This is a genomic window from Rhizobium pisi (genome assembly GCF_003938655.1).
Taxonomy (GTDB): Bacteria; Pseudomonadota; Alphaproteobacteria; order Rhizobiales; family Rhizobiaceae; genus Rhizobium; species Rhizobium pisi.
The window spans coordinates 140776-154935 of sequence record NZ_RJJT01000008.1 but is presented as its reverse complement, the minus strand read 5'-3'; the positions used below and the strand labels follow the sequence as shown (position 1 = coordinate 154935).

The window sequence follows — 14160 nt, the reverse complement described above, 5'->3', positions numbered from 1 at the left end:
CGCTCCTGTTCAGCGGATGCGATAGAATTTGGAATCGAACGACCATTTGCCTTGTGCGCCGGTCTCGTCGTCGCCGACGATCCTGAGGCTTCGGGCGAGGTCGTAGACATAGTTGAAGGCGGCGCGCTGGCCGACGAGCGGCGTGGGGACATCGGGCAGGTCTAGCACCTCGATCGGCTTGTCGCTGAGGATGGCGACGACCATGCCGACGCCGACCGGCCCCTCCACCACATATTCGAAGCCGATATAGGGATTGCGCGCGTCCGGCACGACCACCGGCCTCGCCGGATCGAGCCGGTTGTCGCCGCCCTTGGCCGATGGTTTCAGGCCCATTGAGCGCTTGTTCGGGTAAAGCTGCGTCAGCTTGCCGGAGGCGTCGATATCGACCAGGATCAGGTAGCCGGGCTTCTTGGTAGAGACGCGCATCGCCACCTTGTCGCCGATGCTGACGGAGGTGCCGGGCAACACGTCGACGGCAACGCCTGCCTCGTTGTCGCTCTTCAAAGTATTCTCGACTGCAGCGACCGGCGTCTTTGCCTCCTCGCCGGTGACGACGTCGCGGCCGAGCGCATCCGGCAGGCCGTAGAATTGCGGCACCGGCGTGAAGCGGCAATCTCCCGCATGCGCCCGGCAATATTCGTCCGATTTGCGCCGGACGTAATCGAGGAGGGCCGCATTGCTGACGTTCGGCTTGTCGGCGGCGCGCGCCACCCCTTCCTGCACGCCTTCGATGAAGCGGTGGGTGAAGACGCCGAGCGGCGGTTTGGCTTCCTGGTCGACGAGCGCCCATTGCCCTGAATTGACGGCCGACCAGACCATCGCCGTTTCGCCGCCGAAGGAAAATTTCGCTTCCTTGCCCGATCGGTTCGGCGGCTCAAGCGATGCCAATGCAGGGCCGAGGCAACGCACGGTGCCGCCCGCAGGGGCCGCGACGGCACTGCGGCTGCCGGGGCCGACATGGCAGGCGTCGATCAGCAGCGTGACGCGGCGATCCTTGAGGCTGTTCAGTCGTGCGGCGATTTCGGTTTCACGGATCTGGTTGGTGACGGTCACCTTGCCGCCATCGCGCACCAGCTTGGCATCGGCTGCCACAAGCGTCGGGCTCGTCGTCGCATCGGCGCCCATTTCTTCCGAGCCCTGGCCGCTGAAATAGAGGAAGACGCGGCTTCCGGGCGTCGACTGGCGCACCAGCCAGTCGTCGATCTCGGCAAGGATCGCCTCACGGGTCGCCTTGCGGTTGGTCAGTGTATGGATCTGTTCCGGGCGGTAGGCGAGTGTCTTGGCAAGGAAGACCTGCATCGCTTTCACGTCGGTGGCGGAGCCCGTCAATTTGGCCTCGCGCATTTCGTAATCGTCGATACCGATCAGCAGCGCGCGGTCGCCGCGCGAGCTTTCGACGACGGGCGCCTGGGCGAGCGGCGCTGGGACCTCTGGCTGATTGCCGGCGGGCGTGTTGGCGACCGGCGCCTCGGTGGTGTTTCCGGGCGGCGTGGTGATCGCAAGATTGGCCTCAAGCTGACCGGCCGGCGTCTGTTTCTGCTGCGTTGCCCCGATGTCGCTTCCGGGAGGCTTGCGCTTGGTCTCAACCGCTGCAACCTGGTCTCCGTCGGCCGATATCGAGCTGTCCGGCGCGTTCGGCACGTCGCCATCGGTCTTTGCGGCGATCCAGTCGCGGAAGGCGGCGACGCGGGTATAGACGCCGTAATGTTCCGCCTCGGCGCAGCCCGCACCCCAGCTGACGATGCCGAGCTGGATCCAGCGTTTGTCGGGACGCTGGGCGACCAGCGGCCCGCCGCTGTCGCCCTGGCAGGCGTCCTTGCCGCCTTCGGCATAACCGGCGCAGACATTGCGCTCATCGATCGGGTTCATGCGCATCGAGCTCTCGCGATAGGCGGCGCGGCAATCATCGCGCGAGACGATCGGCAGCTCGACCTCCTGCAATTCCGTCGGCAGGTACTTGTCGTCCCAACCGTGATCGGCCTTGGTGTAGCCCCAGCCGGTGACGACTGCCGTGTGGCCAGCGGCTTCGACTGCGTCATCCGAGGTAGAGGCGAGGATGACAGGCTTCGAGACCGCGGGTTCCGCAAGCTTGATGAGGGCGATGTCGTTGGCGAAGACCTTGCGGTCGAAATCCTCATGGATAACGACGTCTTCCACCGCAAGGCCCGGCTTGTCGGGCCCATCGACGGAGATCACCTTGTCGATCTTCGACTTGCCCTCGACGATCAGGAGGTCGCGGGCGAAGAGATCCTGTTTGCCGGAGCGGCCGCTGGTGACGCAATGGGCGGCCGTCAATATCCAGCGCGGCGAGATCAGCGAACCGCCGCAATGGCCGCCGAAGCGGCCGCGCTGCTCGGGATCGGGCGCCAGGATCTTCACCTGCCAGGGCCATTCGCCCTTTTTCGCCGCCTGGCCGCCGATGACGCGCCCGCCATCCTCGCCGGCAAAATCCGTATCCTGCTGCGCGAGCGCCGGAGAGGCCAGAAGAAGCATGATGGCCGCAACGTTGAGGATCCTGCTGATCGACGTGCTCATAGCTTGGCTCCGGCGGATGTATAGAGGACCGTGAATCCGACACGCGCGCCCTTGGGCAGGACTTCGCCGAGGCGCTTGGCGATGTTGCCGGCGGTGCGGCGCCTGTCGTTCTGCTGCAGAAATTCCACCAGGTCAGGCATCGGGGTTTCGGAGGTGACGGCGACGAGCAGATCCGTGCCGAAAGGTGCGACGACGGAAAGATCGAGATCGAAGGCGGCCGGCATCGGCGCATTTGCGTCTTTTTCGCCGGGATAGAGGAACTGCACGGTTCCATCGCCCGTAACGTCGAAAAGCACGAGCCTGCGCCCCAATATATCCGAAACGGTGACGCCGACGCGCTCGCCTTCGCGATGGACGGTGTCGGAAGGCGTCACGCGCACGGTCTGGGGGTTCGTCTCCGACAGTCGCTTCAGCGTGTCGAGCGCGGCCATCCGGTCGACGACGAAAGGCATGTCGCCGGCGCCGATGCTGGAGGCGACGACATCGCCACCGGCAATCGCCTCGTGCTTTTCAGGATCGAAGACGAGTTCGGCATCCGCACCTCCCGACAGCTTGAACGGCGCGACGGCCGGCTCGATCCCCTGCAGCACGGGATCGGAACCCAGGGCGCCGACGGTGATCGGCGCTGGCTCGGCCGGTGGCGGTGGCGAGCTGGATTTTTCGACGTCCGTCGTCGTGCCCGCTCCGTCGTAGTCATAGACGACGGCACGGTCGAGATCGGCCCCGGGCGGACTCTGCGTGAAGATGTTCTGTCGCTGATCGGTGAACTGATAGACCGACTGGCGCACATATTCGAAGAGTTCGCGCCGGCTGACGGCGCCGTCGCCGTTGCGGTCGGCGGCCCCTTCGAAGGCACGAGCCGTCGCATAGCTCAGCGCGCCGCGCTTCTGCGGAATGCCGGGAATTGATATCTCAGGCGATTTGGTGTTCTCGTCGACGGCGGCAAGGAAGGTCAGCCGTTTGTAATCGAAGCCGGTGGAGAGCGCATCCGCCGTCGTCGAAATCGGTGCGAGGTCGTCCTCCTCGATCGTATAGGACGGCGCCTGGCGCCAGGTGATATCAGCGCCGCGCGGATCGACGTCGCGGGTCATGCCGCCGGCATGGCAGGTATCGGCGATGAAGAGGACATCGGCGCCCTTGGCCTCCAGCTTGTGGATCAGCACCTTGAATTCGTCGCCGAAGATGCGCTCGCGCGATCCGGGCAGCCGGGTATCGAAGCCGGCGAGCACATAGACCTCGTCGCGGCCGCTGGGTTTTGAGCCCCTGACGCGTTCCGGCTCGCTCGACCCGTGGCCGGCAATGCCGAGCACGACGAGATCGCCGGAGCCCGCCCTTTCCGTGACGGCCTCGATCGCATGGAAGATGCCTTCGCGGTCGGCCTCGCCGTTTTTCAAGAGCGTCATGTCTTCGACACCGACCGAGCGCAGCGACAGGGAGAGGTCCTCGGCATCGGCGACGGCGCCGTGCAGCGGCGGAACGTTACGGTAGAGATCGATGCCGATCAGGACTGCCCTGACCGTGCCGTGCTCCGGCGCCTCGATCGTCCTTGCCAGGCCATCGGTGGTTGCCACGGCAAGGAAGACGAGTGTTGCGGCCATGGAAACGGATGCGGACATGGCCAAACCTCCCCTCGCCCAGCTATTCGCGCCGCCATTCGACGCGGCGGTTCAGCGCGTCGATATCGTCTTCGGTGAGGTTTGCGGTTGCGGTGACCTCCACCGGCTCGGAAGCTCCGCGGCCTTCGGCGTCGATCGTGGCGTCGATGCCGTGGCTTTTCAGGAAATCGGCGACGGCCTGGGCGCGGCGCTCGGAAAGCTTCTGGTTATAGTCGTCAGCCCCACGCCGGTCGGTGTGGCCGATCAGGATGACACGGCCGGGCTTCTGCTCCTTCAGCGCCTCCAGCAATTCCTGGGCGGCCTCGGTGCCGATCGAGGTGAAGCTCGACTTGTCGAAGTCGAAGGTGATCGGAACCGGGATGGAGACCGGCACGATGCCGCGCACATTTTCGGAATAGATGCCGCCGAGCACGCCGCTGCGGTGATCCTTCTCGGCCGGCACGAAGCTGCCTTGTGGATTGTCGCTCGTGGGGTTGGCGGCAAGGATGCGGGCCTGGGCGGCGCGCTGGATGAGATCGGAAATGGTGTCGGCCGGCGGCGCTTTCGGCGTGCGGGTTTCGTTCTTGATGATCTCGATTGCCTGCTGATAGTCGGCGGCGGCATCGGCGAAGCGGCGGGCGGAGAAATAGATCTCGCCGAGCGTGGCCGATGCCTGCCAGAGCACCTGCGGGCTGTCGGCGGCGACAAGCAGCGGCTCGTAATCGGCGACCGGCTTGTTATCGGCCATCATTTCCTGGGCGGCGGAAAGCCTGAGCGCGGCGACGCGACGCTGGGCATTCACCTGGAACTGGCCGCAATCGGCGCTGACGGCGATCGCATCGGCTTCCGTTGCGGCGGTAGCGATATCTTTGGCGGCAACGGCAGTGTTCAGCTTGTCGAGAAGTGCGTTGCAAGCAGGCGTATCGGCATTGGCCGTCTCGATCTCCTCGCCGGCTTGGTCAGATTCGGCCGAACGGCCGAGGTTTAGCTGCGGCATCTTGATGCTGAAACCGCCGGGGAGCTTGAATTGCGGCATCTTGAGCTGCGGCATCGGCAGTTTCGGCATCTTCGGCCGGGACGCCTGATAGGACTGGGACGACTGCGTGGGCCGGTTGGACGAAGTGCCGGTGGCAGGGCCGATCAGCTCCAGCTCATCGGCGGCAAGCTCCTGGCCGGGCGCCAGATTTGTGACGATCTTGTATTTCTTCGGCGGCTGCGACGTCGCCTGCTCGACGGGCTTCGGAGCGGGCTTCTTCGGCTTTTCGATCACCGGTTCCGGCTTCTTGGCGACCTCCTGTTTCACGACAGGCTTCGGCTTCGGAGCGGACGCAACGGGCGGCTTTGCAGCCTGTTCGACCGGTGCGGGTTTTGCCGCGGGGGCGGCAGCGACGGGCGGGACGGCGGAGGGTGGCAGGGCCGCCGGGCTGTCGACTGTCGTCAGCATCACAGTCTTGCTGCTGATCTTGGTGCCGAGGCTGCGTGCTTCTTCAAGGCTGCGGGAAACGGCGTCCATGCCGCCGTCGATCGAGCGGAACATGCCGCTGCCGCTGCCGCCGAGATCGGCGAAGATGGTCAGCGGCTTGGAGGAGTAGAAGATCTTGATCTGCTCTTGGCCGACCGGGCCGGAGACCTGCAGCCTGGCGCCGCTCGCCGGATCCGGCACCTGCACGCGCTTGCCGGCGGCAACAAGGGCATCGGTCTGGTACTTGTTCGGGAAGAGCTTCACCACGGAGCCGTTCGGCGAGACGTTCAGGACCGTGACATAGGCGTTCTCGGTCGATTGGATGAAGAGACCGACGACTTCGCCGATGGCGTATTTGGCCTCCGCGCGATCGAAGGTGATGCTCACGGGTCCGGTCTGCGCCGGCGCTTCGGTCAGTGTGCGTTCGTTCTGCGCCTCGACGGCGGGAGCCATCGGGAAAAGCGAAAGGAATGTGGCTGCGGCTAGGATGGCTTTGCGGTTTGGCATTGGAAAACCTCCTCTTCGAACAATCTCACACTGTCTTGAAGATGAGAATAGCACTGACCGGCGAAATTGGGATGGCGGCGCCTGTCTTGCCGGAGGGAGGGTTACAAATTATTTGGAGCCACGAAGAAACCGCCTAGGCAAAGACGTGAGCAAGACTCAGACTCGGCAATATCCACCGGCTGATATAGTCCGTTCGACTGCGCAGAGGATGCTGTCAGTTCTTGGGTTTCTGCCCGGCTGATTTCAAAATCGAGATCAGGTCGCTCATTCCTTCGGGCGAGGAATTGTAGAGCCAGAGAATATCCGGATTGTCGACTGTGAATTCCTTGCCGGGCGCCGAGCCCATGTCGCGGCCGGGCGAAGTCGTCTCGGGCAGCTTGCCCTCGCCTGGTGTCAGGCCCTTGGCGTGTTCGTGTTCGACGATGATCGCGGCGGCGGCAGCAAAAGCCTTTTCATCGTGTTGGCGCAGCGCCGCCAACGACGGGTTTCGCGCAGCCAGCGCATCCTCAGCCGGACCGGCATAGCCGGGTTGAGCGAACTGCAGCGCCAGCAGAAGGCCGATAGACCGGGTTGTGAGCCAGGATTTCGTCATCGTCGTCAAGTCCGTCCTATTGGCGCCATTGCGCGACAAGCGCCCCGACAATAGGGAGGGGCCGGAAGGAAGGCAACGGCGATCGGCGCCAATCGATTGGGAGGGTTGAAATCGACTGGCAGCGGCGCTTCAGCTCTTTGTTTTATGCATGTCGTTGACCCCGAACCGCTGCACACTTCCGGGCGACATGCATTAGAGGATCTTCAATTCCTGCAGGCTGAGGCGGAGATTGCGCAGCATTTCGCCGAAGATTTCCTCGATCTTGCCGGTCGACCAGACGACCATCGTGCCATAGGGCGAGCGCGTGCGCTGCATGAAGCCCGCCATCTCGAAATCGATCAGCGTCTTGCGGCAGGTCTCGCTCGACATGACGGCGACGAGGAAACGGGCAAGGTTGGACTGGTCGATCGCGCCTGATTTATCAGCCCAGTTCTGGATCAGCCGCGGCTTGGTGTCGGCGGTGAACATCGAGGCGAGCGCGCGATCCTGTGAAAGCCCGAGGCGCTGCAGCTTGGCGGGATCGCGGGTGAGCGACACCACGTAGTCATTGTGCAGATCGGCGAAGCGTTCGATATCCTCGGCGGTGCTGATGCCGAAGACCTTCATCGAATAAAGGAACTCGGCCATCAGATAGGTCGGCTCGGAGCGCAACTGCGCCAGATGCTTCTCGTCCGCGCTGGCCGAGGCCGCGCAGACGCGATCGGAGAAGTTTATCCTCGCTGCGCGAACCTGCTCCAGCAAGCTTATATCAAGCGCCAGTTCATCACCGTTCCATTCCAGCATAAGCTTTCCCTGCCCGCAAAGCTTCGAGACGATGATCTTGTACTATTGACCGCGCGGATCTCCAAATCGTTTGGAAAGCAATAGCTTGCTGACGAGGCGCATCTATCCTACCATTTTTAAAGACTTGACGGTCTCTTTGAGGGTCGAGGCAATGCGTGGTTTGGGGTCGCATATTCTGTTTGCCGCGACACTTGCGGTCGCTTCGCCGGTTCTCGCCAAAGACACGACGATCATAGAGCTTCGCGGCGGCGACGGCGCGCGCTCTGTCGGCATCATCTCGTCCAGTGAGGAAGTGGAGGCATCGGGGCCTGCGGCGATCACCGTCGGCGACGACGGCACCATCTACATCCTCGACCAGAACAACGGCCGCGTACTTGCCGTCGACGCCGAACGCTCGCAGGCTGATCCCGAGGTTCTGCCGCTGCCTGACAATGCCGCGCCGGAGGACCTCGCCGTCGTTCACAACGAACTCTATCTCTGGTCGGACGGTGTCGTGCCGCTCGAGCGATCCACCGACGCCGACGGCCGGTCGCAGACGCTACGCGCCGTCGACGGCGGCGATGCCGACGATTACACCCGCTCTGTCTTCGCCTCCATGGGCTCGGTACCGCCGGGTCCGCTGAACAGCATCATCGACGAGATCGGCCGCAGCACCAGCAGGCCCGACGCTCGCCCGCCAGTCGTCCAGTACGTGCCGAGCCGCGGGCTCGGCGATATCGTTGCTGAAGTCTCGGCGACAAACGACAAGGCGGAAATCCTGCTGCGGCGCAGCAGCTCGGAGGAGAATTTCCTCTCTCTGCAACTGTCTTCGGAAGGGCGGATCGGCACCGTCGAGCTTCTCGACATCGACACCACGGGCAGGCCCTATGCGCTGGTCGAGCTCGTACCCGCCGACCAGCCGGATCGTACCGGCATGCTGGTGGTTCGCTTCACGCCGAACGGGACGATGGATCGCGTCTACGACCTGCCGATCGACCCTGGCACGGTGTTTTCGAGGCGCTTCGTGGCGATCGGTCCGCGCGGCGACGTGCTCTATCTCCGCTCGCAGGAGAGCCGGGCGCAAGTGCTGAAACTCGACGGTCGGGAGCCTGGCCGCAAACTCGCCGTCGCCAAGCCCGCCAAGCCGTTGAACATGGGCAAGCCCGGCAAGACGCCGAAGGTCGCGATCGTGCCGAAATCGCGCAGCGACGTCATCGAGCGGGCGATCGGCTTCGAGACGCTGAACTGGATGGTGACGCCGGCGGCCTACGGCAACGATCCCGGACCTGGTTGCGCCAACATGAACCGGCTGCGTCGTCCGATCTACCTGATCGGCAAACGGGGGCAGACGGTGAAGGGCGTTCCCTATTGCTGGGGCTGCAAGACGCCGCTGGAGGATTTCATCGGCGGCGTGGAAAAAGGCCAGACCGCCGGCAACGTCTGTACCAAGAGCGCGCCGCAATCCAATATCCTCGGCGTCGACTGCTCCGGGTTTGTCAGCGATGCCTGGGGCCTGAAGATGCATGTATCGACCCGCGCCATTCCCGGCATCGCCAAGCGCCTCTCCGACCCCTGGTCGATGCAGCCGGGCGACGCATTGAACAAGCCGGGCTCGCACGTCCTGCTGTTCATGCGCTTCACCGACGACCGCAAGGTCGAGGTGATGGAGGCCTCGCCGAACGCCTGCAAGGGCCGCGTCTGCCGCAACACCTATTCGCTCGGCAGCCTCCTGATGCGCGGTTACCAGCCGGTGCGTTTCAAGGGGCTCAACGGATAAGCTGAACGGACAGACGGACTACTACCACAACCGATGTGTCGCGAACATCGAACGTGATGGTCCCCGATCACATTGCCAGCTGTAAAGTATCTTGTGGTACGGAAACCGGAAATTTTATCAGAGGTTGCATTTTTGCTGCATCGACCGCGAGCGCAGCGACCGTAGCAGCTGCCGCCGCTGGTGCTAGCGAGAGGTCCTCCGGTATGGATATCATTTTGATATCGAGCATATCGTAGTCCACTTTGTAATATCCAGTTGCGCCCTGAATTACTGCGTCAGGTCTGATCAACAGAAGATCCTGCGCCATTGTGCCGACGAAGAGTGGTCCGCCCCATATGTAGCGAAATGCATAAATCGGAATGCCGGTAGGGGAAGTGCCGACACGACGAATATTCGTCTTCAAACGACGATCTGAGTTCCAGCCGCCGGGATCGCTGCCGCCGGGATCACTGCCACCTGTGTCGCCACTGGAACTCCCGCCACTAGAACTGCCACTGCTAGAACTGCTGCCGCTGGAACTACTACCCATACCTGAAGAGCTGCCTGAGCCCGAACTTCTATCCGAACGAGCGAATGTCGTCTCATTACTCTTCGCTGCTACCTTGTTAATAGTTGGCGTTTTCTTGCGAGGCGGCTCTTGATTGGCGAATAACGTCTTGGCTCCCGGGTCAAAGATGCAGCCCTGCAGGACTACACCCGAACCAGCGATAAAGGTCGAGCACAGGAGTACACGGATGAAGAGTTTGCTGGTCATGTCGGGCGCCCCCAGATCGCCGCTTTAGAAGAGATCGTATCTCGGATTTCGCTTCACCCACGTCGCCTTCGCAAGAAGCGCCAGCCTCTCGTTCAGCGATTTGGTCTTCGGAATAGCCTTGAGTTCTTGCGGCGTCAGTTCGCTCGAAAAAACCTCTGCTGCCTTCTTCTTTGCAGAATCAGCTAAGGAGGCGAGCTCTTTGTCCGACTGTTTCTTAGGGTCGCCTGTGCCAGGTCTGTTGAGCGCGCTCGCAAGGGCAAAATAATGAGCTGCGGTGACCAGGCTCTCTGCGTCTGAACCGTCGCCTTTGGCCATCTTGGCCCGCTCGAACGCACTCCAATAATCACCGCGCTCGGCGCCCATTTCCAACCACGTAATAGAGGTTGCCTCGTCTTTAGGCACTCCTAAGCCGTCTCTATACATAAGACCGATATTTCGCGGAGCATAAGGCTGGCCGCCTTCTGCTGCCCTTTTAAAAAGCTCAAGGGCCTTCTCAAGATCCTGCGGAACGCCTTTGCCTGCGCGATAAATCATCCCGAGGCTGTTCATCGAATATATGTCGTCTCGCTTGAGACCTGACTCGTAAAATCGAACACCACGTTCTACGTCGGGTGTGACATTGACGCCGTTTAAGAAGATATAGCCAAGTTCGTTCATTGCGTAGGTATGGCCCAAATCGGCTGCCTGAAGCATTAGCCTCAGGCCTTCTTGGGTATCGGCTTTGGCTCCTCTGCCGTAGTACAGGCTTTTCCCATAGGCATAGAGCGCATAGGGATCCCCCTTCTTCGCGCCCATGGCGGCAATCTCGCTAGACTTTTCAAGGTTCGCCGGTACAGACGCTCCGACGAGATAGAGCGCAGAGATCTCCGAAATCGCCCTTACATGTCCGGCATCCATTGCCTTCTTGATCGTCGCAAAGGCCGTCTTGGTGTCGCGGTTGGCAAGCTGGGCGCGGCCGAGCTGATAGATGAAGCGTGCGACCTCGGGATAGGTCTTGATCGCATCCGCGCACGCAGGCAACGCAATGTTCGGGTCGATTTCGTTCGGCAGTTTGCCCGCGGTGACGCCCTGCAGGTCGAGGGGGGCTGCGGCTGCGGTATCGCAGGCGTCGAGCACCGGTTTGAAGGTGACGGTGGCGGGCGCCAGGTCATCGTTGGCGGTCTGCAGCGTCACGGCGAAGCTCTGGTTTTCGGTGCCGATCTGCGGCTCGTAGGAAAGGGCAGGAATATCGGCTGCCTCAAGCACATGGCCTAGCCCGATCACCCGGTCTCCGGCGCGTAGCGTCCCCTTGTCAGGAAGAGCCGCGACCTTGAAGGTCATTTCCGCGGCCGACGCCGGAACGACCGGCAGACCGGCCTTGACGGGGCCGACGCCGATCGTTGCGTCGATATCGCGCGGCAGTTCCTTCAGATAGGCGCTGGCATCGGCGAGCCGCACCTGCTTTTCCTGCTCGAGCTGGGCGAGCTTGGCGCCGGCATCGGCCGAGACGGTGATCGCGACCACACCCTGCGTCGCCTGGCCGTAAGGATCGCTGACTGTATAGCCGATCAGACCGATGGTTCCGGCGGCAACGCCTGTGGAATCATAGGTCAGCGCCGTCAGCGCCGCGGCGGGAAGTTTTGCGCCCTGCTCGACCGGCTTGCCGTCGAAGGTAAGCTTGCCGGTTTGCGGAAGCTGATTAAGGGTGACGACAAGAGCCGAGCCTGTCTCGTCATGCGGCGGCGCGATCGTCAGTTTCGTGGCGACGGCTCCCTCCGGCACGCTCGCCTGCTGCATCGGCTCGACGCTCGGCGGCGGCGGCGCCGGAATGAAATAGAAGCTGTCCGTCAGCGAAGAATTTTCCCAGGGAACCTGCTTGCCGTCGGTCATGGCGATCACATCGCGGCGTACATCGGTCAAGACCTGGCGGATTTCCTTGTTGGGTTCGCTGGCGCGCTTGATGAAGGATTCGGAATAGGGGCTCAGCGCCCCGTTGCCGTCGAGCGCCACCTGGCCTGGTTCCGTGGAAAAGGCGATCAGGCTGCCGAGATCGCTGTCGATGCGCGCAAGCCCTCGCGTGGCGCCGACCGGTTCCAGCTTTTCCGCCATCCAGAATTTCTGCGCGTTGAAGGGGTTGTTGCGACAGGCGTCGAGGAAGATCAACTGCACACGCGAATTCTGCTTGAGATGGTTCAGGATCAGGTCGAGCGGCATGGTCTGCGTCTCGACGTCATAAGGCGTCTCCAGCGTCGCATCGACCGGAACGATGAAATTCTGCCCGCCCACCTGGATGCCATGGCCCGAGTAATAAATGAGGCCGGCTTCGGCATTGTTGGTCGAACGGAGGAAGCGGCGCACGGTATCTTCGAGGCCGATGCGGTCGACATTGACGCCGATTGTCACGTCGAATCCGGCCGAGCGCAGCGTGTTGGCGACCTCTTCGACATCATTGGCGGGATTGGGAAGCGAGGGCAGCGTCTTGTAGACCGAATTGCCGATGACGAGGGCTACGCGGCGTCCGCTCTCCTCAGTCATGGCGGCATGAGCCGTGCCGATCGACAGCAATATTGCCGCGACGATCAGCAGATAGGCGTATAGTCTCCTGACGGCGTGAAACTTGGGCATGGCTGGATCGCAAACATTCTATTGTTTCTGCTCAATAAAATTTGCTGGCCCGCTGGTGCTGGACCCCCTCCGCATTCACGTTTCAAAAATATTCCTCGGCGCCCTAAAAAGCAAGCTTCGCCGCCTCCAAGTGAATTGGAGCAGTCCCGTCAGATTGGAAGCCCGCCGGCCGCGAGAAAGACTGTAAAAATCAAGAAATTATCATGCCACCGGCATTGGATACGTCAGCTCAGATGACGATTTCTTAGCCTCGAAACGTATAGTTGCTGATCGACGCCGGTTTCATCTCGATGGAGAAGCCCGGCAGGGTCGGCGGCATGTAGGCTGCGTTTTCGATCCGGCAGGGGTCGAGGAAGTGTTCGTGCAGATGATCGACATACTCGATGACGCGGCCGTCCTTGGTGCCCGAGACCGCGATATAGTCGATCATCGACAGGTGTTGCACATATTCGCAGAGGCCGACGCCGCCGGCATGCGGCCAGACCGGCCGGTCGAATTTGGCGGCGATCAGCAGTACGGCGAGCACCTCGTTCAACCCGCCCATGCGGCAGGAATCGATCTGCACGATATCGATCGCGCCTTCGGCGATGAACTGCTTGAACATGATGCGGTTCTGGCACATTTCACCCGTCGCGACCTTCACCGGCGCGATCGCCTGGCGGATTTTGCGGTGACCGGCGACGTCATCGGGGCTTGTCGGCTCCTCGATGAAGAAGGGCTTGGCTGGGGAAAGCGCCTTGACCCAGTCGATCGCCTGGCCGACATCCCAGACTTGGTTGGCGTCGATCATCAGGTAACGGTCGGGACCGATCACCTCGCGGGCGATCCTGAGGCGGCGGATGTCATCCTCCAGATCGCGGCCGACCTTCATCTTGATATGGTTGAAGCCGGCGTCGATCGCCTCCTGGCAGAGGCGCCGCAGCTTTTCGTCTTCATAACCCAGCCAGCCGGCCGAGGTCGTGTAGCAGGCATAGCCCTCCTTTTCGAGGGTGGCGATGCGTTCCGCCTTGCCCGCCTCCGCCCGCTTCAGGATCTCGATCGCTTCATCGCGCGTCAGCACGTCGGTGAGATAGCGGTAATCGACGATATCGGCGATCTCTTCCGGCGACATCTCGGCGACGAGTCGCCAGACGGGCTTGCCGGCCTGCTTGGCAAGCAGATCCCAGACGGCGTTGACGACCGCGCCGGTCGCCAGGTGAATGGCGCCCTTTTCCGGGCCGATCCAGCGCAACTGGCTGTCGCTCGTCAGATGCCGCCAGAACTTGCCGGGATGGGCGAGAACCTCGGCAAGGTCAGCGCCGACGACGAGGTGGCGCATCGCCTCGATCGCCATGCAGCAGATATCGTTACCACGGCCAATGGTGAAGGTCAGGCCGTGGCCGGCAAGATCAGGCGCGTCCGTATCGAGAATGACGTAGGCGGCGGAGTAATCCGGATCGGGGTTCATCGCATCGGAGCCATCAAGGCTTTGCGACGTGGGGAAGCGAAGGTCGAAGACGCGAAGGTCGGTGATGCGGGTCATGGTTGTTCCTCCCGATTATAATTGTATAGGGCCGTTCATATGGGTCGACG

9 protein-coding genes are annotated in these 14160 nt (G+C 62.3%); 1 reads left to right on the top strand and 8 read right to left on the bottom strand.

Annotation, left to right across the window (positions count from 1 at the left end; all coding sequences use genetic code 11):
* Positions 1–9: 9 nt before the first annotated feature.
* The 5 genes from EFD55_RS13135 to EFD55_RS13115 all read right to left on the bottom strand — a co-directional run bounded on the left by EFD55_RS13135 (position 10) and on the right by EFD55_RS13115 (position 7474).
* Positions 10–2535 (bottom strand): trypsin-like serine protease, encoded by a 2526-nt coding sequence (locus tag EFD55_RS13135; RefSeq protein ID WP_125845486.1) that lies wholly within the window; start codon positions 2533–2535, stop codon positions 10–12.
* Positions 2532–4151: a caspase family protein gene (locus EFD55_RS13130; RefSeq protein ID WP_125845485.1), complete on the bottom strand. Its 1620-nt coding sequence runs from the start codon at positions 4149–4151 to the stop codon at positions 2532–2534. Before EFD55_RS13130 ends, EFD55_RS13135 begins: the two co-directional genes overlap by 4 nt.
* Positions 4152–4173: 22 nt before the next feature.
* Positions 4174–6099: a DUF4384 domain-containing protein gene (locus EFD55_RS13125; RefSeq protein WP_125845484.1), complete on the bottom strand. Its 1926-nt coding sequence runs from the start codon at positions 6097–6099 to the stop codon at positions 4174–4176.
* 214 nt (positions 6100–6313) lie between these two features.
* Positions 6314–6691: a hypothetical protein gene (locus EFD55_RS13120; RefSeq protein ID WP_125845483.1), complete on the bottom strand. Its 378-nt coding sequence runs from the start codon at positions 6689–6691 to the stop codon at positions 6314–6316.
* 192 nt (positions 6692–6883) lie between these two features.
* Complete coding sequence (locus EFD55_RS13115; protein ID WP_125845482.1) at positions 6884–7474, bottom strand: hypothetical protein; 591 nt, start codon at positions 7472–7474, stop codon at positions 6884–6886.
* A gap of 151 nt (positions 7475–7625) precedes the next feature.
* Between EFD55_RS13115 and EFD55_RS13110 the strand changes: the two genes are divergently transcribed.
* On the top strand, positions 7626–9230 hold the full coding sequence (locus EFD55_RS13110) for an NHL repeat-containing protein (RefSeq protein WP_125845481.1): 1605 nt from the start codon (positions 7626–7628) through the stop codon (positions 9228–9230).
* A gap of 67 nt (positions 9231–9297) precedes the next feature.
* Here the strand turns inward: EFD55_RS13110 and EFD55_RS33460 are convergent, their stop codons facing one another.
* From EFD55_RS33460 to EFD55_RS13090, 3 genes are all read right to left on the bottom strand, one after another.
* On the bottom strand, positions 9298–9984 hold the full coding sequence (locus EFD55_RS33460) for a tail fiber domain-containing protein (RefSeq protein WP_183736708.1): 687 nt from the start codon (positions 9982–9984) through the stop codon (positions 9298–9300).
* Positions 9985–10008: 24 nt separating this feature from the next.
* Positions 10009–12588: a caspase family protein gene (locus EFD55_RS13095; RefSeq protein ID WP_125845480.1), complete on the bottom strand. Its 2580-nt coding sequence runs from the start codon at positions 12586–12588 to the stop codon at positions 10009–10011.
* 244 nt (positions 12589–12832) lie between these two features.
* The gene (locus EFD55_RS13090; RefSeq protein ID WP_125845479.1) at positions 12833–14110 is read right to left on the bottom strand and encodes an L-fuconate dehydratase; all 1278 of its coding nucleotides are present in this window, start codon (positions 14108–14110) and stop codon (positions 12833–12835) included.
* Positions 14111–14160: the final 50 nt, after the last annotated feature.